Raw genomic sequence first — 21,523 nt, 5'->3', positions numbered from 1 at the left:
TGAGATTGAAGAAAATTTACTTGTTTAGATCAATAAAAAGCCGTTATCTTCTGTGCACTGCAACACGTTTAAAGCAACGTCACGAAAATTGGGGAATGAGTCGTGGAAGGTAAGTCACAAACTATTGTAATCAAGCTGGGCACTAGTGTGTTAACAGCAGGGCAAGCGTCACTTAACACCGCACAAATGGTGGAATTAGTTAGGCAGTGTGCTCAACTGAAAAAACAAGGACATCAAGTGGTTATTGTCTCAAGTGGGGCGGTAGCAGCAGGACGAGCGGCGCTTAATCGACCTTGTGGCAATAGTTTAGTTGAAAAGCAAATGCTGGCTGCCATTGGACAAGGGCAACTTATTCATTTGTGGCAAAATTTATTTGCTTTATATGGTATTACTGTCGCGCAGATGTTGCTGACTCGTGCTGATGTTGAAGAGCGCAGTCGTTACCTAACCGCGCGCGATACTCTGACTCAACTGCTGGCGTTTGAGGTGATCCCGATTATCAACGAAAACGACGCTGTCGCGACGGCAGAAATTAAAGTCGGTGATAACGATAATTTGTCGGCAATGGTGGCGATTCTCGCCAATGCCGACAAGTTGATGTTGCTTACGGATCAGGCGGGCCTGTTTACAGCCGATCCTCGAAACAATCCTGATGCAGCCTTTATTCATGAAGTGCACCATATCACTGACGAATTGAAATCATTGGCGGGTGGCAGTGGTACTTCATTGGGTACGGGCGGAATGGCGACAAAACTGCAAGCCGCAGAAATTGCCACGCGTGCCGGTGTGGAAGTGCTCATTGCCAGAGGAAGTGCGCCCAATATTATCACTGATGCACTCGCAGGCAACGCGCCAAGTACAACGTTTGTCTGCTTCAAAGCACCGATTGATGGGCGTAAAAAATGGTTGTTAGCAGGGCCGAAAAGCAGCGGTAAAATCATTTGTGATGATGGTGCCGTGCATGCACTTAAAGACAAAGGTGCGAGTTTACTTGCAAAAGGGATTACTCGAGTTGAAGGCGAGTTTTCAATAGGGGAATTAGTGTCATTGTGTGATGAAAAAGGCGCCGTGTTTGCCAAAGGGTTAAGTCGCTTTAATCATGAGGAACTCGCGCTAATCAAAGGTGCACATTCGAGCGAATTACACAGTTTGCTTGGGTACATACCATCGAGTGTTGTGTTACACCGTGACGACTTAGTTGTCCTCCAAGGTGAACACACTGAAATTGCCTACAAAACTCAAAAATTCAACTAAGCTTACAGTATTGTCAAGTACTTAACCTGAGCTAGCGAGCAAGCTTTGCTCAGGTCCTCTTAGGTCAATATGGATAAAGTGTTACGTTGTGGTCATGAATGGGCTATTGCCTTAACCGAACAACTCGACGACTCGGATCTGGACGACGTATATCAATGTATCTTAGAAAAAGCGCTTCATGGTGGAACATTTGGGCTCTGGCTAAATCGCACTTTTGTCGCAGATCTTTTACCTTCGTTTATTTACGGCCATGAGCTTATTCACTCGCTCGACGTCGAGTCGTATTTTGAACGAGCAGCAAATCTGCCTCTGAACCAAATTTTTTTCACCCGGAAGGGGCTTATCGTATTGCCAATTCGGCACAAAGAGAAAACGTTTGGTATCGTATGCATCAGCTCTATGGGTAAATTGGAAGATACTCTACTCGTCGTGTTGGCCTATCTTTCGTCTGTGTACATCAATCAACTTGCGACGCTTCGTCATGCGAGGCTTGATCCCTTAACCGAATTGCTTAATCGTCAGACCTTCGAGCAAAAAGTGGTACAAATTATGGCGGGCTCGGGCTTTAACCAGCCCAGAGGAGGCCAGCCTGAGCGAACTTGGTTTCTAGCGATGATTGACATTGATCACTTTAAGTCCGTCAATGACAACTATGGGCATGTCATCGGAGACGAAGTAATCCTCATGGTTGCACAGTTACTGAAACAAAATTTTCGAGCAGAAGACTATGTTTTTCGTTATGGCGGGGAGGAGTTTGCCACATTATTTCAATGTGTAAGCGAAACCGCCGCAATGCAAGCGTTAGAGCGATTGCGGGAAGTAGTGAGTGCACACCGATTTCCTCAGGTGGGGCGAGTCACCGTTAGTCTTGGCTTCGTAGAAGTACGAGATTTTTGCCAAGTAACCTCCTTGGTCAATCGAGCAGACATGGCACTTTACGAATCAAAGCATCAAGGACGGAATCGCGTCACTGCGTTTACGGCGTTAAATTTGCCCGAAAGTCAGTTGGATGACAGTGATATCGAACTTTTCTAAGTGATTTGCAACACCATGGTCAAATACCCTCGTCAAACTTATCAACACCTATTTGAGACCGTTATCGGCTATGATAGGATCGCCTCCATTTATTACACTAAGTAAAAGAGATTCAACATGACTATCCGCACACGTGTCGCGCCATCGCCAACGGGTGATCCGCACTTAGGTACCGCATACATTGCACTTTTCAACTACTGCTTTGCAAAACAGCAAGGTGGGGAGTTTGTTGTTCGTATTGAAGATACTGACCAAGTACGTAGTACTAAAGAGTCTGAACAAGCAATTATGGACAGCCTGCGTTGGTTAGGTCTGGATTGGGATCACGGTCCTGATGTGGGTGGTGAATTTGGTCCATACCGTCAATCAGAGCGTACAGAACTATATCAAAAATATGCTCAGCAATTGGTTGAAACGGGTAAAGCGTTCTATTGTTTTGCGACATCGGAAGAACTTGATGCGATGCGCGAAGCACAAATGGCGGAAGGTTTAACGCCTAAGTACGACGGTCGTGGTCTTTTACTTTCTGAAGACGAAATCAACGCGAATTTAAAAGCGGGTAAGCCATACGTTATCCGTATGAAAATCCCAGCAGAAGGGACATTTAAGTTTAACGATTACCTACGTGGCGAGATTGAAATCCCGTGGGAAAACGTTGATATGCAAGTGCTTTTAAAAGCAGATGGGTTCCCAACGTACTTCTTAGCAAACGTTGTTGACGATCATCACATGCAAATTAGTCATATCTTCCGTGGTGAAGAATGGATCAACTCTGCACCTAAATTACTTAAACTATATGAAGATTTAGGTTGGACAGCACCTGAATTGGGGCACTTACCGCTACTTCGTAACCCAGATAAATCGAAGCTGTCTAAGCGCAAGAATCCAACTTCAATCAATTACTATAAAGAAATGGGTTATTTACCTGAAGCGTTATTGAACTACTTAGGCCGCATGGGCTGGTCAATGCCAGATGGTCGTGAAAAGTTTTCGCTTCAAGATATGATTGAAAACTTTGACATGAAACGTGTCTCGCTTGGTGGCCCAATTTTCGATATTGATAAGCTTAATTGGTTAAATGGTCTTTGGATCCGTGAAAACTTGAGCAATGAAGAGTTGATGGCTCGCTTTATCAATTGGAAATTTAATGCTGAGTTATTCAATCGCGTTTTGCCTGAAGCTAAAACACGTATTAATACTTTAGCGGATCTTGTTGATTTGGCTGGTCATTTTGTTGCGGGTATTCCACAGTATGATGCTGCACTTTTGACTGCAGGTAAAGTGGATGAAGAGGTCGTGCGTCAATCACTGCAATTCTTTATTTGGGAATTGGAAGCGCTACGTACATGGAACAAAACGGAAATTTTTGCGATTGCAAAAGCGGTTGCGACATTCCATGAATTGAAGATTAAAGATTTCTTAGAGCCTATTTTCGTCGCGATTACGGGAAAAACATCATCTACATCTGTCGTTGATGCAATGGAAATTCTTGGTTCTGACCTATCACGTGCTCGTTTGCGTGTGGCGCTTAACCACATTGGTGTGTCAAAGAAACAAGCTAAGTCGCTCGAAAAAGCGTATCGCGATTACCCAAAAGCATAAGCACTTAATCGCGCTAAAAACAAAGCCTCCCTTGGGAGGCTTTGTTTTTTGAGATTATTTTCGATGAAACTTGAAAAACGCGACTTTTTTCAACACATCTTGAATTTGTGCGGCGACTTCGTTGCTTGCCGTCGTTGTCGTGATGGCAATTTGTGAGGTTCGGTCGCTAAGCGTTTGAATTTCATGCATGTTAGAGCTGATGTCACCCGCAACAGCACTTTGCTCTTCTGCAGCGGTTGCAATTTGCTGGGTTTGGTCATTCACTTGATGGATGGTGTTCATAATTTGTGAAATCAGCTGATTGCTCTCCGTCATTTTCTGCTCGGCATTTGCTGCTACCTCAGTGCTGTCATTCATCATCCCTACTGCATTTTCGCTTGCCGTTTTTAATTGCGAAAGCATGGTTTCTATTTCATTTACTGACGAATGTGAGCGCTGAGCGAGCGTTCTGACTTCGTCGGCGACAACGGCAAAGCCTCGCCCTTGCTCTCCTGCTCGAGCCGCTTCAATAGCAGCGTTGAGCGCGAGGAGATTGGTTTGCTCGGAAATATTACGAATGACATCGAGGATGGTCTCGATGCGATTTGACTCGGCTTGAAGTTTATTGACGACACTCGCGGCATTGGCCAGCGTTTCAGAGAGTTGCACTACCGCGTCTTTTGTTTGCTCGGAGGCGCTGAGACCTGACTGTGCCAAACTCATCATTGAGTCGCTAGCGTGAGCTGTCTCTGAGGTGTTCACAGCAATACTACGACTCGTCACCGATAATTCTTCAATGGCAGTAACGGCTTGTGTGGTGTTGTCGGAAACCTCCACGACACTTTGATGAATATCGTTGTTAGACTTTTTTAGCGCCAGACTATTTTCTCCAACAATGTCCGCAGATTGTTTGATGCTTTGTAAGGTGTTGTTTAAATGTTTGATGGTTGCGTCTAACGCGGAGCTCAATGCAGCAACTTCGTCTTCGCCTTCAACACTGGATAAACAATCGAGTTCACCGTTTTCCAACGCATTGGCACTTTGGCGCAGCTTGCTCAAGCCTTGATTCACCTTTGCGGCAATCAGGTGGCTTAATAGTACAGATAAGCAAATTGCCACAATGGCGGACAAGTAAAACAGCCAGTTGGCTTGAGAAATAGCAACATCGTTATCTTGTTTTGCCAAATTCGCGCTTTGTTCATTCAGCTCAGTAAATTTGGAATAAAACTGATTCAACTCGGTGAGGGCATCCACAAAGGCCTTGAACACGGGGTAGGGCGCTTTGTTATCTGGTTGGCTTTCCATTTCTTGCTTAAAAAGTGCAGCGGCCTTTTGGTAGTTACTCAGTAACCTATCCATTTGATTTATCTGGCTGATATCGCCCTGATAATAGCGTTTGAGCTCACTAAAAAGCTTAGGTGTCAGTGCGAGTTTATCGTCGATTCGGTCGATGAATTCACCTGCTTGGTCATTGAGTTTTAGTAGATAAACGACTTGCAACCCTCTAATTTCAGAGGTTATTTCGACTTGCGTACGCTCTATTTCGGCACTTAAGCGTAATACTCTAAAGTTGTCGTTATAAAAGTGGCTGAAATTATTGGCAACTCGGTCATTGGATAATTTTATTGCCCACATAGAAAGGATAAAAATGGCGCAAATCAAACTAGATAACAGTAAAAACTTTTGTTTCATTGATAAGTTGCTTAACTGCATTGTTGTGATTACCTGTCTGGATGGTTCACCATTAACTGTAATCTATATTCATGAATTCGCACGTAATGTGGGTGTTTTTGTCGGGAGAAGTGAGTTTGAACGAAGTAAAGGGCTTTAAATTGGCGAAATGCAGATAGCTCGCCAAAGCTATCTGCAAAGCAAAGATTAACGTACTTTACTCTTTCGGATCATTTTATAGAGTAATTCGGGTGAGAAACGTGAAACCCAAGCGGCTAGTCGCTCCTTGAAGCCACCAACGACAATATAATTTTTGTTTTTGAGTAGTGCCGCGAGTGTTTTTTGCGCGAACTCCTGTGCTGACATGGCATTTGCTTGCGCATTGTCCATTTCACCTAGCGGCTTTCCATCCCCTGTTAGCGCGTTTATCGAAACATCCGTTTTTACAAAGCCAGGGAACACGTTGGCGACCGTGAGTCCCGTATCGCCAAGTTCTGCGCGAAGTGAATTTCCCCACATGTGAAGCGCGGCTTTCGCTGCGCTGTAACTGCCTCGATATTGCGTCCCAACGAGGCCGGCGACGCTAGACACGAAGACAACTTTTCCCTTTTGTGCAATAAGGGTATCTAACGCAATACGCGTGAGCTGAAGCTGGGCAAAGAAATCGACTTCAAACAAGCGACGGTCTGTCTCAATCGTAGTATCGATAATCAGAGCTCGTTGGCTGAGCCCTGCGTTATTGATGAGCCAATCAATATGTCCATACTGTGCCCGGATTGTGGTTAACGCAGTTTCACACGCGGCGGTGTCGGTAATGTCAAGTGGAAGGCAAAGATGAGAATCTGCGTTGTTCATTTTTAAACGAACCAGTTCCAGTGCGTCCTTGCGTCTCGCACTCAACACGACTTTCGCCCCCAACGCGGCGAATTGAATGGCAAGCGCTTCTCCAATACCGCCTGAAGCACCCGTTATCCAGATGACTTTGTTTGTTATTGTTGTCATTGTGCATCTAAAATGAGTCTTAATGATTCGAATATGACACGTTCTTTTAACAGATTCGACCTCTATTTATCGGTTTTCTGGTAATATGCTCCGGTTTTAATGTGGAAATAGAAGTGAATTATGTTAACGCCGTTCTTCCAACACGATGAAAATTACGTTGTCATTAGCCGTGAACAAGGCAGTGCCTTTGCTAAGCAAATCGCAGATGACTTCAATCCCTTGCATGACATTGATGCAAAAAAGTTTTGTGTTCCAGGAGATTTACTCTTTTCACTTGTATTGGAACACTATGGTGTTAGCCAATCCATGACATTCAGCTTTGCGGGAATGGTTGATGAGACATCACGCCTTGAATTTCCTGAAGCAAGTAGTGAAATTAAAATCGTTAGTGGCGAAAAAACCATGCTGGTGGTGGAGCGTGAAGGTGAGTCGAGTTTGTGTAAAACACTCGTTGAAACGCTGATCCGCAATTATGTCGCATTCTCTGGTACGACTTTCCCTCATGTCATTATTCCACTTATGGCTGAGCAGGATGTGATGATTAATCCTGCTCGCCCTATGGTTATCTATGAATCGATGAGTATTTCTTTAGAAAAACTCGACATCAAAACAGTGGATTTGGAACCTGGAAAGCATGAATTTAGCTTTGATGGTAAACGAGGCAAGATAGTGCTTCGATTCGATCTCGTTAGTGATGGAGTCGTGGTTGGTCATGGTGAAAAGCACATGCTGGTATCAGGCATTAAATCGTACTGTGAACAAGAAGTCGCTTCTTTGATTGAGTACTACAACAATCGTAAAACGACACTTCGCTAAACCGAGTTCAACGGTGTGCTCGTCCAATTGATGTTACATCAGGATGAGCACTTACTAATCTGTTAAGGGCTGGTATAATAGAGACTTACTGTTAAAAGCGAGTCACTATGTCCTTCCAATCTTTGAGCCTTGATCCAATCCTGTTGGAAACCCTGACTAAACTGGGGTTCACTTCACCGACGCCAATTCAACGTGATGCAATTCCTGCCGTACTTACTGGCAACGATCTGCTTGCGAGTGCTGAAACGGGCAGTGGGAAAACGGCAGCCTTTTTATTGCCTGTGTTAAACCAAATAATGAAGCACTCGGACCTTGGGATCCCAAGAGCCCTTGTCCTTGCACCGACACGTGAATTAGCTCAGCAAATTATGAAGCATGGTGAAGCATTAGCGGAGGACACGTCAATTCAGTTTGTTCTGTTACAAGGTGGAGCAAATATCGGTCCTCAGTGTGAAAAGCTTGAAAAAGGTGTTGATATTGTGGTGGCGACGCCTGGGCGATTATTGGATCACCTAATTAAAGGCTCCCTAAAATTAGACGATATCCAAAGCGTTGTTTTCGACGAAGCGGATCGCCTGTTAGACATGGGGTTCAAAGATGAAATTCAACGTATTCGACGACGGTTACCTGCTCGTCGCCAATCTTTACTCTTTTCCGCCACGATAGACAAAGCCATTGAAGAATTGGCGCAAACACTGCTACAGAATCCGATAAGGGTAAGTGTTGAAGGAACCAATAAAGCTGCTACGCCAATTACACAACAGTTTTTTGCCGTTGATGAAGAGAAAAAGCAAAAATTGGCGGCGTATTTAATTGGCAAAAACAATTGGCGTCAAGTGTTGGTTTTTGCACGAACAAAACAATTAGTGGATGAGTACGTAAAAGAGTTTAATTTAGATGGGTTGCAAGCTTCCGCACTGCATGGCGACAAAACTCAAGGCCACAGAAACAAAGCCCTAGAGCAATTTAAAGAAGGGAAAATTCGCGTATTGGTTGCAACCGATGTTGCCGCCCGAGGGATAGACATTCCTGAATTGTCTGTTGTGATGAATTTGGAACTCCCGTTTGTAGCAGAAGATTACATTCATCGTATCGGGCGAACAGGGCGTGCTGGTAAAGAAGGCTTGGCACTGTCGTTTGTCAGCGTAGATGAAGACTGGATGCTACAAGAGTTAGAAGTCCTGCTCGATGAGCGTTTGACACCTCAATGGGTTTCAGGGTTTGAACCGGATTTAACACGAGAGCCAAAGAGTATCAAACGGAATTCCACGAGCGCTCGAAAAGCAAGAGATAAGAAACGCATTCTTGGGCAGCGAGCGAAGAAGCGTCGTTAAGCTCGGAGTAACTCGTTATTCGGAGTAAGTACTAAAAGATAAAAAGCCATGCATTGGCAATTGCATGGCTTTTAGCAAGCATATAGGAATTTTTCGGGATTAAGCTGATACGGCTGATATTTGCTTTTCAGCAAGGCAAAGCTCCATCGTCGCTTTCAATAATCGATAAAGATTCATGGATGCGTCAATTTCTTCTTTGCGGTTGGTTAAGCTTTCAATGTTTAAACCAAGCGGTACATCTAAATGTGAGCAACTTTTTAGGATTAAATCGAGGTTTTCTCGACAAATACGGATGGATTCACTTAGAGGTTCCTTTGAATCTAAGATCCGCCATTTTGTTGCCTCTGGAACGGAAATGCCTAGCCACTCCATAAACGTAAGTGTTTTTTCACCACCACAAGGTGTAAACGTTAAAATGATACGCTTTGGCTCAATCCCTTGTTGGCGACAGGTTCTTGCATAGCTAGTGATTAAATCAATCGTCGCTTGTGCGTTGTAAACGGCTTGAGAAATAAAGAACTCACAACCTTGTGCCGTTTTCTCAATGAGACGTTGGTGTTCATTACGCTTGTTTGCATGACGTTCAGCAATCGTCACACCGCCTAAAAAGAACGACTCATCATGGGACTCAAGCGTTTGATATGCGTCATTTAAAGACAGTTTTATGTCTCCGTGCGACGATGGACTCCCCACTAATACAAGGTTTTTTAGGCCATATTCGCGCTTAGTTTCGTTTAGCCATTCACTAAATTCCGCTTTACCTCGCTGTGCCACACTCTTATAAGTTATGACGTCTAAATGTGAAATTTCTCGCAAAAGTTGACTGTATTTACGTGGGTCAACGGTTTGCTTAAAAGGGAATGGACGTGGCAGCTCAGTGCGGCTGCTTTCATCTTGAATGTCATAAATCACCACACCGTCATATTCAATTTCATGCAGGCGACCTAACAGTTTTTCAGCAATACTTTTTAATTGCTCGTCGTCTGTGCCGTGTTTTGGTGGTGTGGTACCAATCAAGTAGACCCCCTGATTAGGGTCTAAAATTTTCTCTTCGAGTGAAAGCGCCATGTTCCTCATTCCCAGCGTAATCTTGCTTATAGGATGTAATATAGCAGCCATTTAGACGTCTAGATAGATTTTTTTGGTGAAAGAATTTCAATGATTATGAATTTTGTTCATGTTGATTTGCGCAATAAAGAGGGAAGAGTAAGAGATTTCAATTGGTTAAAGCTGAAGACACATAAAGCTTGGGACAGAAATTGAATGGAAAATTACGTTAAAAATGGGGGATGAGGAAAAAGCAAACTGAGACAAGCTCAGTTTGCTAACAAGGACCGATTACTTTTTCTTGCAGGTTTCAACAACGCACGTCATGTTGCCTGTACCATCTTGTGTAGGTGCCCAACCACCTGCCACCGCAGGCGTTTGTTCAATTGGCATAGCTTTAACTGAATTAGAAAGCTCTTTCATTTTCTTTTTATTGATTTTTAACATGGTGAATTTCCTTTTTATTTTTCAGAGGTTGCTATCTACTTGGAGAATCGACAATAAAATTATTTTTTCTTACACGTTTCAACAACGCACGTCATGTTACCTGTGCCATCTTGTGTAGGAGCCCAGCCACCTGCTACTGCTGGGGTTTGCTCGATTGGCATTGCCTTAACTGAGTTAGACAATTCTTTCATTTTCTTCTTATTGATTTTCAACATAGTGAATTTCCTTTTATAGGTTAACGAAGTGATTACTTCTTGAACTAACGTGCCATTGAAGAATAATTTAGTCAATATTTTATTCATTAAAAATTAACAAAATTAAATAATAAATTTACCTTTTATTGCATCTATGTCCTTATCTAGCTGTAATTAAATGAATTTTTTGTCATTGGGGCAGAGAGGTTTTTTTTATTATTTTCCTTTGTGAATTAAAGCGAAGGTGTTCGAGAGAATTGAGATTTACATCAAAACAATTGTTTACATAATTTAGCGCAGCTTTTTCGGTAAGTTTCCTATTTTGGGGCATAATGTGAGGTTGAAGAACGAGGAGCATGGCATTCAATTCATCGCAAATTGTTTGAACGTTTTGCGGAAATTGGGTGCTATGAAGGGACAATGATAACAAAGTTGAGTTCTATGAATTTCAAATTATTAGCAACAAGTATGGCGGTTGCACTCGCGCTTAGCGGATGTGCGACAACAAAGAATAATGATGCAAGCCAAATGGTGGCTGCAGCCTCAAGCAATAAAGTCTTCTCTCAAGATTATGTGTTGGAAGAGTTAGATAATGGCCTTAGAGTCATGGTCGTTAAAACTGACTATCCAGACGTAGTCTCGCTACAAATTCCTGTTTCCGTAGGTTCTAGAAATGAAGTCGAAGCGGGTAAAACCGGTTTTGCGCATTTCTTTGAACATATGATGTTTAAAGGGTCGAAGAAGTTTCCACAAGATGTCTATTCAGATATTTTAAAGAATTCAGGCGTCGATAATCGTGCCTATACAACGAATGATTACACCAATTACCACCTTAACTTTTCTAAAGAACATTTGGATAAAGTGCTCGAAATCCAAGCGGATATCTTCCAAGATTTAACGTACTCAGAAGAACAGTTCAGGACAGAAGCGTTAACGGTAAAAGGTGAATACCTAAAAAATAATGCAAGTCCTGTCCGTAAGCTGTTAAGTGCGGTTAGAAAAGAAGCTTTCGACAAACATACCTATAAACACACGACAATGGGCTTTTTTGAAGACATTGAGGCGATGCCGGATCAAATGGCTTACGGCCAAGAATTCTTCAAGCATTTCTACAAACCAGAAAACGTATCGCTAGTTATCGTGGGTGATGTTGACCCGAAAGAAACGATCGCAATGGTGAAAAAACATTGGGGAGCATGGAAAAAAGGCAATTACTCAGTCGATATTCCTAAAGAGCCTAAGCAAGCTGCGCCGCGTTATGTTCATGAGAAATATGATGGACTTCCAGGACATTGGCTGTTGGTCTCTTATAAAGGTACGCCTTGGATCCCAACGAAAAAAGACCGCTCTGCTTTGGATTTAATTTCTCAGCTGTATTTTTCGGAAAATTCTGAATTGTACCAAGAGCTAGTTGTTGAAAAGCAGATCGCAAGTCAGATGTTTACTTATAATCCTGAGACTAAAGACACTGGTTTAATACACGTTTTTGTCAAAGTAGATAAAGAAAGTGACTTAGCGGTAGCACGTGATGCGATTAATCGCACTTACGCTAAAGCTCGTACAGAACTTGTCTCAGAAGAAAAACTTGCTGCGCTTAAATCAAATTTGAAATACAGCTTTATCAATGGTCTTGATTCTTCTCAGGCGATTGCTGATGTACTTGCAAGCTACATGCATTTTGAACGTAATCCAGAAGTGATTAACGAACTGTACGCGAGCTCAGATGCGGTAACCGCAGAAGATATTCGTCGTATTGCAAACGAATATTTCGTTGATTCGAGCCGTACTACCGTGACCATGTCAGCTCTTGATAAGGTCGCGGGTTTTGATAAAGAAGTGTCGCTTGAAAACTTAGTTGTGCAGGCAAGCAAGCCGACCGAGCGTCATTTCAAGGTACTAGACAAGAGCAATGCATCACCGTTGGTGGATGTTAACTTCCTTTTCTACACCGGTGCTGCAGCCGACCCTAAAGGTAAGAAAGGGGTAGCGGCACTGACGGCGGCAATGATTGCCAAAGGCGGAAGCCAAACGAAATCATTCAAAGAAATTCAAAAGGCGTTGTATCCGATCGCGGGTAGTTTTTCATATCAAATCGATAAAGAAATGCTGTCATTTCGTGGACGAGTGCACAAAGATAACGCGGACAAATGGTACGCGCTGGTCTCTGAACAACTTCTTAATCCTGGCTTCAGAGAAGATGATTTCAATCGTTTGAAGAAGGAGCTGATTGATAACATCAAATCAGGTTTGAAAGCATCAAACGATGAAGAACTAGGTAAAGAAGTGCTGTATAGCGCACTTTATCAAGGTCATCCTTACGCTTCATACAACTTAGGCGATCTTTCCGATTTAGAAGCCTTAACGCTAGATGACGTTAAAGCTTTCTATCGTGCAGAGCTTACACAAGCGAAACTAAACCTTGGGATCACTGGGGCACTGAATAGCGATGTAAAAGCAAAAATGCTGACGGACTTAACGCGCTTACCGCTTGGCAATGAATCTCGCTTAAGTGTGCCAGATGCACCTACATTAAAGGGCAAACACGCAACAATCGTAGAGAAAAGTGCTCAATCGACCGCGGTTTCATTTGGTTTCCCAATTGATACCGTGCGTTCAAGTAAAGATTGGACAGCGCTATGGCTTGTGCGTTCGTACTTTGGTGAACACCGCAGTTCAAATAGTTTCCTGTATCAACGAATTCGCCAAGTTCGAGGCATGAACTATGGTGACTATGCGTATATCGAGTATTTCCCACGTGGTATGTTCCAAACTAAACCTGATGCAAATTTAGGTCGCTCGGAACAAATTTTCCAAGTGTGGTTGCGTCCACTTCGTTCAAACAACGACGCGCAGTTTGCGTCTCGCGTTGCTTTGTTTGAGTTGGATAAATTGATTAAAGAGGGTATGTCTTCATCCGATTTTGAGGCCACACGTAACTTCCTGACGAATTTCGTTCCACAACTTGTTGCGAGTCAAGACCGTCAACTGGGCTATGCACTTGATAGTGAGTTCTACAACACAGAGAGTTTCGTTGAATATGTTCGTAAGCAACTAGCGAGTCTCACCGTTGAAGACGTAAACCGAGTGATCCGTGAAAACTTACAAACTGAAAACATGCACTATGTGTTCATCACGGGTGATGCGAAAGACATGCAAGCTCGTCTTGCCAAAGAACAAACCTCGCCAATGACGTACAATACGGAAAAGCCAGCAGAGTTAGTGACCGAAGACTCTGAAATTGCGAAATACCCTCTAGGTATTCCGGCTAAAAACATCGAAGTGATGAACGTTGAGGATGTCTTTAAGTAACGTTTTACCTACGGTAAATTGATACTAAATTAAGCCGCATTTTGCAATTGACGCGAAATGCGGTTTTTTTGTTCGTGTTTGTGCTAAAAAGTTATTATATATAACGATAAGTGCAATTGTGTATCGCCACATCAGATTGGAATTTAGGTAGACTATCCCAATATTGATGCGACGGGTATTTTGAAGAGGTGAACCATGCGTCACGAGATTTGGCAAAAACTAAGAGAAGAAGCAACGGATTTAGTAACACGAGAGCCGCTGCTTGCAAGTCACGTATATTCTAGTGTGCTGAATCATGAATGTTTGGGTTCTGCACTTAGCTTTATCGTTGCACATAAGCTTTCAGATGCCGTTGTATCTGCATTTACAATCAGAGAATTATTCGACCAAGCCTTCGTAGATTGTGACCGTATGTTGACGCACGTAGCTCACGATATAAAAGCGGTTAAAGATCGCGACCCCGCTGCCGATAGTTATCTCAACGTGTTATTAAATTTGAAAGGTTTCCATGCAATCCAAGCTCATCGACTGGCTCACTGTTTATGGCGACAAAACCGAAAAGAACTCGCTCGCTTTGTCCAAAGCCGTACCTCCGAAGTATTTGGTGTTGACATCCATCCTGCTTGTAAAGTCGGTCATGGTATTATGTTTGACCATGCGACTGGTATAGTCATTGGTGAAACCGCGGTAATTGGAAATAACGTTTCTATCCTTCAGGGCGTTACGCTTGGTGGGACGGGTAACGAGCAGGGCGATCGCCATCCAAAAATCAGAGATGGCGTGCTTATCGGTGCAGGTGCGAAAGTGTTGGGTAACATCATTGTGGGTGAAGGCGCTCGCGTCGGTGCTGGCTCTGTTGTCTTGAAAGCAGTTCCTGAGCACACTACTGTTGTGGGGATTCCTGCAAAAGTCGTTGGTAAAGCGTGTGTTTGTCCGGCAGAAAGCATGGACCAAAACTTCCTAGAAGAGCAAAATGATGATGAAGCCGCATTGGCGGTTGCATCGATAAAGTAAACCCGCTACTTTGAGCAGATTGTTCACCTTTTATTGAATGTGATGAAGATAAAAGACATTGCGCTGCTCCTTGCTGGCATACTAATCGGATTTTCTACTCGTGGATTGATTAGTGACACATTGTTCGATCAATCCTCCTCAGAACAAGCTTCCCCTGTAAAAACGAAGACTCCAGAACCCCTGACCCATGAGGCAGTGCGCCAGCGAAGCGCGCAATCAAAGACTGCCGTGAGCATCGTTGCTCAGCCAGTAAATCAAGCCGCGATCCTAGAACTGAATGAAGCGCGAGAAGCAGAGAAAGATACGGTGTTTCGACTAGAAAAAGAGAACGCACGTCTTTTGGCTGAGCTGGCGAATTTGCAAAGTGAGATCAACGCCAATTCAACAATGCCTGAGATGGCGGAACAGCTTCGCAACATCTTCATACAAGAGAATCGAGATCCTGTTTTTGCTGATGAAACCGAAATGCAGGTCAGAGATTTTATTTATCAATTTGGTTTTTCAGAGCGTGTCGAAGTCAAGCAAGTAGGGTGTAAAACTAGTGTGTGCGAGATTCATTTCGTGCCTAAAGATTCTGACGAGTTTGATTCTAAACTGTGGCGGGAACTGAGTGACAAGTTGCATGAAACACCGTGGTGGAAGAAATTTCAAGCCATGACCTCCCGCTCTACGGATGAACAACTGGTTATTTTTGCCACAACTCAATGGCAAAAGACACCACAAGAAACACAATAATTGCAGAGATTTATTTTGCCAAAGTACGGCTACTGAACGAATTAAATTCAATTAAACAGCACAGGTATTTGGCAATATTTTACGTTTTGAGTAGGGTGCTTACGATTTCGTTGAAATAGATGCAATGTGACTGATAATTTGCCCATCCACTAGATCGGTGACCAAAGGTTTGCTGTGATCGATCTCTGACACGTTTTTTATCACGATTTCATCTTGCTTTGTAATGCTGTAACCACGAGCCAGAACTTGCAGCGGACTAACACTGTTTAATTGTGCACTTAACATGGCCAAGCGTTTGTTGTGCGTATCTAAATGCTGCCCAATTGCACGCTCTAGTCGTTCAGAGAGCGCGTTGTGCTGGTGCTGAAACTGAATAAGCTTCAAGTTCGGCGCTTGTTTATGAAGCCTAAAACTCAGGTTGTCGAGCTGCTTAGTATGATGTGCTATTACACTAACTGCGGCACGCTGCAAACGCGCCAAACTCTCATCCAAACGCTGTTGTTGCTGTTGCAATTGCCTTTCAGGGTGAAGTAGTTGAAGCTGGTGGATCTGTGAGGTTAGGTGAGCTCGCTTTTGAGTCAGGTGTACTTTCCATGCGTGAACGAGTGCCTGCGTGAGGGAATTCAAGCGCGTAAGCAGTTGATGTTGATCAGGGCATACTAGTTCAGCCGCGGCCGATGGTGTTGGTGCACGAAGGTCGGCCACGTAATCGGAAATCGTGGTATCAATTTCGTGACCAACTGCACTGATGATTGGGAGTTGACTTGCAAAAATGGCTCGAGCAACGACTTCTTCGTTGAAACTCCATAAATCTTCAAGAGAACCGCCTCCGCGCCCTACAATTAACACATCGACCTCATTTCGCGCATTAGCAAGCGCAATTTTCTGCGCGATTTGTGAGGGAGCTTCACCACCTTGCACAAGACACGGATAAATAACCACTTCAAGCTGTGGCGCTCTGCGTTTTAGCACGGTGAGAATGTCTTTAATCGCTGCACCTGTGGCTGAGGTGACTATTCCAACGCGGTGTATTTGTGTTGGCATTGGACGTTTGTGCGCAGCCGAAAAAAGCCCTTCCGCAGCGAGACGCATTTTCAAAGCCTCAAATTGCTGTTTGAGTAAACCTTCACCAGCAGGCTCTATGTGCTCGACGATGAGTTGATATTCACCGCGCGGTTCATATACGGATACTCTGGCGGTGACAAGCACTTGCGCGCCATTGTCAGGACGAAAACGTGCGTAGCGGTTGTTACCGCGCCACATTGCCGCTTTGACTTGTGCTTTGTCATCTTTAAGTGAAAAGTACCAATGGCCAGATGCCGCTGCGATGAAATTGGATATTTCGCCAGTGAGCTGAATGTTGGTAAACCCACGTTCGAGCAACGCTCGGATCTCTCGGTTTAATTTCGAAACACTGTAAAGAGGAGAAGAAATAGCCGATTGCATCAAAAATAAATTCCAATATAGAACAACGCAGTGGTCGTACTTTAGCATTTTTTTGCCGATGATGCTTTACTCATTTCAATTACGCTGATAAAATTCGCACGCAATTCCTATTACTCAATCTTACTTGAGAGAAGCCGCAAACATGCTAAGAATTGCAAAAGAAGCTCTAACCTTTGATGACGTACTTTTAGTACCTGCTCATTCAACTGTGCTGCCTCACACGGCAAACCTCGCCACTCGCCTGACTCGCAAAATCAACCTAAACATTCCTCTTGTCTCTGCGTCTATGGACACAGTTACTGAAGCACGTTTAGCAATTGCTTTAGCGCAAGAAGGTGGTATTGGTTTTATCCACAAAAATATGACCATCGAAGAACAAGCGCGCAACGTACGTAAAGTAAAAACGTACGAAGCGGGGATTGTTTCTTTCCCTGTAACCGTGCCTGCTTCTTTAACTATCGCTGAAACACTGGCGTTAGCAGATGAGAAAGGTTTCTCAGGTTTCCCAGTAGTTGGTGCGAATAACCAACTAGAAGGGATTGTGACGAGCCGTGACATGCGTTTCGAGACTAAACTAGACCAACCTGTAGCAACCGTTATGACGTCGAAAGAACGTCTTGTTACGGTCAAAGAAGGCGCGTCTCGTGAAGAAATTTTAGGTCTGATGCATGAGCACCGTATCGAAAAAATCTTAGTGGTTGATGATGCGTTTACACTGAAGGGCATGATAACCGTTAAGGATTACCAAAAAGCACAAGACAAACCAAACGCGTGTAAAGACGAGCAAGGTCGTTTGCGTGTTGGGGCGGCGGTAGGTGTGGGTCCTGGTACTGATGAGCGTATTGCAGCATTAGTCGAGGCGGGTGTCGACATACTCCTTATTGATACGTCACATGGTCATTCTCAAGGTGTTATCGACCGTGTTAAAGAGACTCGTGCGGCATTCCCTAATCTCCAAATCGTCGCGGGTAACGTAGCAACAGCAGAAGGTGCGAAAGCACTTGCTGAAGCAGGCGCTGACGCAGTTAAAGTGGGTATCGGTCCAGGTTCAATTTGTACAACACGTATCGTGACAGGCTGTGGTGTACCGCAGCTTACGGCGATTTCTGATGCGGTTGGAGCGCTTAAAGATCTAGACGTTCCTGTTATCGCTGATGGTGGTATTCGTTTCTCTGGTGACATCGTGAAAGCGTTGGTTGCTGGCGCTTCGTGCGTGATGGTGGGTTCAATGTTCGCAGGTACTGAAGAGTCGCCAGGTGAAGTTGAACTGTACCAAGGTCGTTACTACAAGTCATACCGTGGTATGGGATCACTTGGTGCGATGAATCAAAAAGAAGGTTCATCTGACCGTTACTTCCAAACGTCAAAACAAGCCGAAAAATTGGTTCCAGAAGGCATCGAAGGCCGTGTGGCTTACAAGGGCCCAATTTCAACAATCGTGCACCAACAAATGGGCGGTATCCGTAGTGCGATGGGTTTAACCGGTTGCGCAACAATTGCGGAACTGAATGTGAAGCCTCAGTTTGTGCGAGTGACGTCTGCGGGCATGGGGGAATCTCACGTTCATGACGTACAAATCACGAAAGAAGCACCAAACTACCGTCTAGGTTAAGGTGAATAGGGCTAGCTTCGGCTGGCCCTAATTAATTATTCCGTAAAACAGCCACTGTTTTACTTAGTTTTCGATTTTTAATCACGAGACTATCAATGAGCAAAGACATTCATGATTCCCGTATCCTTATTTTGGATTTCGGTTCGCAATACACGCAACTTATCGCCCGCCGTATCCGTGAAATCGGTGTGTACTGTGAACTTTGGGCATGGGACGTAACTGAAGAACAGATCCGCGAGTTCAATCCGCAAGGTATCATTCTTTCTGGTGGTCCAGAATCTACGACTGAAACAAACAGCCCACGAGCACCTGAGTATGTGTTTAATGCAGGCGTACCTGTGCTTGGTATCTGCTACGGCATGCAAACAATGGCGATGCAACTTGGCGGTCGTGTGGAAAGCTCAAACCAAAAAGAATTTGGTTATGCGAAAGTTGAAAAAGTGTCGGATTGCGCACTGTTTAAAGACATTCAAGATCATGTTGAAAACGGTCTGGGTGTTCTAGATGTGTGGATGAGCCACGGTGATAAAGTGGTTGAGATCCCATCAACGTTCCAAACATCGGCTAAAACGGACACCTGTCCACATGCTGCTATGTCTTGGGAAGAAAAGCGTTTCTATGGTGTACAATTCCACCCAGAAGTAACGCATACTCACCAAGGTTTACGTTTACTTGAGCGTTTTGCGATTGATATCTGTGGCTGTGAAAAGCTATGGACTCCAGCGCAAATCATCGAAGACGCAATTGCTCGCATCAAAGAAAAGGTCGGTGATGACGAAGTGATCCTTGGCTTGTCGGGCGGGGTAGATTCGTCAGTGGTTGCGATGCTAATCAATCGCGCGATTGGTGATAAATTAACGTGTGTATTCGTAGACAATGGCTTGCTTCGTTTAAACGAAGGTCAACAAGTTATGGACATGTTTGGCGACAAATTTGGATTGAACATTGTTAAGGTTGATGCAGAAGAGCGTTTTCTAAATGCACTAGAAGGTATTGACGAGCCAGAAGCAAAACGTAAGGCAATTGGCCATACGTTCATTGAAGTATTCGATGAGGAAGCGTCAAAACGCGTTAACGCAAAATGGTTAGCGCAGGGGACTATTTACCCTGACGTTATTGAGTCTGCTGCCTCTGCGACAGGTAAAGCGCACGTAATCAAATCTCACCACAACGTAGGTGGTCTTCCTGAAGACATGGAGTTGGGTCTAGTTGAGCCACTTCGCGAACTGTTTAAAGACGAAGTACGTAAGATTGGTCTTGAGCTTGGTCTTCCTTACGACATGCTGTACCGTCACCCATTCCCAGGTCCAGGCCTTGGTGTGCGTGTACTTGGTGAAATCAAGAAAGAATACTGCGATTTACTGCGCCGTGCAGACGCTATCTTTATTGAAGAATTACACAATGCGGATCTCTACCATAAAGTATCACAAGCATTTACCGTGTTCTTACCAGTTAAATCGGTAGGTGTAATGGGCGATGCACGTAAATACGATTGGGTAGTTTCACTACGTTGTGTTGAAACTATCGACTTCATGACGGCACGTTGGTCACATCTTCCATACGATTTCTTGGGTCGCGTATCAAATCGCATCATCAATGAAATTGATGGTATCTCGCGCGTTGTTTACGATATTTCTGGTAAACCACCTGCGACGATTGAGTGGGAATAATTTTCCATTAATTGCCTGAGATGTATTAGACAGTCTTGTTGAAAACCCGCTTTGTAGCGGGTTTTTTATTGTATATGGAAGTTTAGCTAAACGATTTGAGCTGTATCATTGCGTTTGCGCGAATCCAATAACATTATAACGCTTCTAGCTAACTTGTTGTTTAATTGTTCCAGACAAACAGCAGTAAAAATAGAGTTTTTACAAAAATTGTAAGTAAATAACTTATGGTTGTGAGCAAGATTAATCCATCTTAAACAAACCGAAGTTATTATACAAAGTGTAGTATTTACTATTATCTCAAGGCAAGAAATAGAAAATTATATAGTTCGATCATTACTATATTTATTATCACCTTAAGGTTAAAGTTGGGGTGGTGATTTAGATAAAAACAAGGAGTAACAATGAAAAAATCAATCGCTAGTGTCATCCTTTTAAGCTTTTCATCTTTGTGTTCAAGTCAACAGCTTGAAGAGCATCCATTTTTATTAAAGCAAGACATGATACTTAACGGAGTATTGGCAGAATCAAATAGTCAATCAAAGTTTCTTGTTTCGAAACAAGCAGACATCTTGATTGGTAAATCGGAGTCTGGTGATAACTTGCTTTCAGGTCATTACATTGTTGCTCAAGAGTCGGGCAATGGGGTTTTTAATCGTATTCAGTTTACGGTTTCAGAGTCAAATTTCCTCACATACTATGTTGGCATATCGGAAAACAATGGCTCTTATGTTGGAACATGGTATGGTCATGATGGCCGCAAAGGGGATTTTGAGTTGACGGAATACATTCCAGGTTCAGAAACGGGAATTGTGTTTGTACCGCAACAAATGACCAGCAGCTCGATTTATGATGGTAACTATGGACCAGAAAAAGCGATTGATGGTGTTTTTGGAAACAATACCGCAAACGTATGGTTTTCTTCGAGAACGGACCAAGCACCTTGGCTTACGGCTGATTTTGGTCAAAATGGGATGATTTTAAAATCATACAAAATGGCAAAGGGCTACTGTTTTTCAGATAACTGGATTCCGACAACTTGGAAAGTTCTGGCTAGTCAGGACGGTACAAATTGGGATCTACTTAGCACTGTTACCGAAAACCAAAAAGATAATCTGACTTGTGATTCATTCTCAGCGCCATTTAGTGTAAATAACAGTACCAAATACCGCTACTACAAACTCAGTTTTGACAACCCACAAGTCTCCATTGCAGAGATTGAATACAGCGAGTAAAAATCTCTCTCTGATATAGAACATAAATTCGCCTTGAGTGTTCAGGGCGAGCTTTGTGATGTAGTAAGTAGTTGTCTATAGCGGGCTCACACCTTGGGCGGATTTTATCTGTATTACCTGTAGT

Annotated in this window: 17 protein-coding genes; 11 read left to right on the top strand and 6 right to left on the bottom strand. The window is 43.6% G+C overall.

The genetic code is table 11. The features are described from left to right. Nucleotides 1-102: 102 nt before the first annotated feature. The 3 genes from proB (at nt 103) to gltX (ending at nt 3,891) form a co-directional block, all read left to right on the top strand. On the top strand, nt 103-1,254 hold the full coding sequence (gene proB, locus NI389_RS06450) for a glutamate 5-kinase (RefSeq protein ID WP_308362087.1): 1,152 nt from the start codon (nt 103-105) through the stop codon (nt 1,252-1,254). A gap of 69 nt (nt 1,255-1,323) precedes the next feature. Continuing rightward, nucleotides 1,324-2,289 (top strand): GGDEF domain-containing protein, encoded by a 966-nt coding sequence (locus NI389_RS06445; protein ID WP_308362086.1) that lies wholly within the window; start codon nt 1,324-1,326, stop codon nt 2,287-2,289. A 117-nt stretch (nt 2,290-2,406) separates the two neighbouring features. Next, nucleotides 2,407-3,891, top strand: a complete 1,485-nt coding sequence (gene gltX / locus NI389_RS06440) for a glutamate--tRNA ligase (protein WP_308362085.1) — start codon at nt 2,407-2,409, stop codon at nt 3,889-3,891. A 54-nt stretch (nt 3,892-3,945) separates the two neighbouring features. Here gltX and NI389_RS06435 read toward each other — a convergent pair whose 3' ends face one another. Next, on the bottom strand, nt 3,946-5,562 hold the full coding sequence (locus tag NI389_RS06435; protein ID WP_308362084.1) for a methyl-accepting chemotaxis protein: 1,617 nt from the start codon (nt 5,560-5,562) through the stop codon (nt 3,946-3,948). Nucleotides 5,563-5,748: 186 nt separating this feature from the next. Continuing rightward, complete coding sequence (locus NI389_RS06430; RefSeq protein WP_308362083.1) at nt 5,749-6,543, bottom strand: SDR family oxidoreductase; 795 nt, start codon at nt 6,541-6,543, stop codon at nt 5,749-5,751. A 120-nt stretch (nt 6,544-6,663) separates the two neighbouring features. On the opposite strand from NI389_RS06430, the gene NI389_RS06425 reads away from it, so the two are divergent. Next, nucleotides 6,664-7,359 (top strand): DUF3581 family protein, encoded by a 696-nt coding sequence (locus NI389_RS06425; protein WP_308362082.1) that lies wholly within the window; start codon nt 6,664-6,666, stop codon nt 7,357-7,359. A gap of 107 nt (nt 7,360-7,466) precedes the next feature. Continuing rightward, entirely contained in the window at nt 7,467-8,693 is a 1,227-nt protein-coding gene (locus NI389_RS06420) for a DEAD/DEAH box helicase (RefSeq protein WP_308362081.1), read from the top strand. Nucleotides 8,694-8,792: 99 nt separating this feature from the next. On the opposite strand, the gene NI389_RS06415 is transcribed toward NI389_RS06420, so the two are convergent. From NI389_RS06415 to NI389_RS06405, 3 genes are all read right to left on the bottom strand, one after another. Next, nucleotides 8,793-9,761, bottom strand: coding sequence for a methylenetetrahydrofolate reductase (locus NI389_RS06415; protein WP_308362080.1), 969 nt, complete (start codon nt 9,759-9,761; stop codon nt 8,793-8,795). 270 nt (nt 9,762-10,031) lie between these two features. Further along, a complete protein-coding gene (locus NI389_RS06410; protein WP_208844032.1) occupies nt 10,032-10,187 on the bottom strand; it encodes a hypothetical protein in 156 nt (51 codons plus the stop codon). A gap of 59 nt (nt 10,188-10,246) precedes the next feature. Next, nucleotides 10,247-10,402, bottom strand: coding sequence for a hypothetical protein (locus NI389_RS06405; protein WP_208844032.1), 156 nt, complete (start codon nt 10,400-10,402; stop codon nt 10,247-10,249). Between the two features lie 420 nt (nt 10,403-10,822). On the opposite strand from NI389_RS06405, the gene NI389_RS06400 reads away from it, so the two are divergent. The 3 genes from NI389_RS06400 to NI389_RS06390 all read left to right on the top strand — a co-directional run bounded on the left by NI389_RS06400 (nt 10,823) and on the right by NI389_RS06390 (nt 15,439). Next, nucleotides 10,823-13,690, top strand: a complete 2,868-nt coding sequence (locus tag NI389_RS06400; protein ID WP_308362079.1) for a M16 family metallopeptidase — start codon at nt 10,823-10,825, stop codon at nt 13,688-13,690. A 195-nt stretch (nt 13,691-13,885) separates the two neighbouring features. After that, the gene (gene cysE / locus NI389_RS06395) at nt 13,886-14,704 is read left to right on the top strand and encodes a serine O-acetyltransferase (protein ID WP_208844030.1); all 819 of its coding nucleotides are present in this window, start codon (nt 13,886-13,888) and stop codon (nt 14,702-14,704) included. Between the two features lie 42 nt (nt 14,705-14,746). Then, the gene (locus tag NI389_RS06390; RefSeq protein ID WP_308362078.1) at nt 14,747-15,439 is read left to right on the top strand and encodes a hypothetical protein; all 693 of its coding nucleotides are present in this window, start codon (nt 14,747-14,749) and stop codon (nt 15,437-15,439) included. A gap of 99 nt (nt 15,440-15,538) precedes the next feature. Here NI389_RS06390 and xseA read toward each other — a convergent pair whose 3' ends face one another. Further along, the gene (gene xseA / locus NI389_RS06385; protein WP_308362077.1) at nt 15,539-16,885 is read right to left on the bottom strand and encodes an exodeoxyribonuclease VII large subunit; all 1,347 of its coding nucleotides are present in this window, start codon (nt 16,883-16,885) and stop codon (nt 15,539-15,541) included. Nucleotides 16,886-17,027: 142 nt separating this feature from the next. Here xseA and guaB point away from each other — a divergent pair, with 142 nt between their 5' ends. The 3 genes from guaB (at nt 17,028) to NI389_RS06370 (ending at nt 21,399) form a co-directional block, all read left to right on the top strand. Further along, nucleotides 17,028-18,497: an IMP dehydrogenase gene (guaB, locus tag NI389_RS06380; protein WP_308362076.1), complete on the top strand. Its 1,470-nt coding sequence runs from the start codon at nt 17,028-17,030 to the stop codon at nt 18,495-18,497. A gap of 95 nt (nt 18,498-18,592) precedes the next feature. Then, a complete protein-coding gene (guaA, locus tag NI389_RS06375; protein WP_208844027.1) occupies nt 18,593-20,167 on the top strand; it encodes a glutamine-hydrolyzing GMP synthase in 1,575 nt (524 codons plus the stop codon). A 401-nt stretch (nt 20,168-20,568) separates the two neighbouring features. Further along, nucleotides 20,569-21,399 carry a discoidin domain-containing protein gene (locus NI389_RS06370; RefSeq protein ID WP_308362075.1) on the top strand — a complete coding sequence of 277 codons (831 nt, stop codon included), beginning with the start codon at nt 20,569-20,571 and terminating at the stop codon, nt 21,397-21,399. Nucleotides 21,400-21,523 lie beyond the last annotated feature (124 nt).

Source organism: Pseudoalteromonas xiamenensis (assembly GCF_030994125.1).
Lineage (GTDB): Bacteria > Pseudomonadota > Gammaproteobacteria > Enterobacterales > Alteromonadaceae > Pseudoalteromonas > Pseudoalteromonas xiamenensis_B.
The sequence above is the reverse complement of the archived record's forward strand: the minus strand, read 5'-3'. Positions and strand labels throughout refer to the sequence as shown.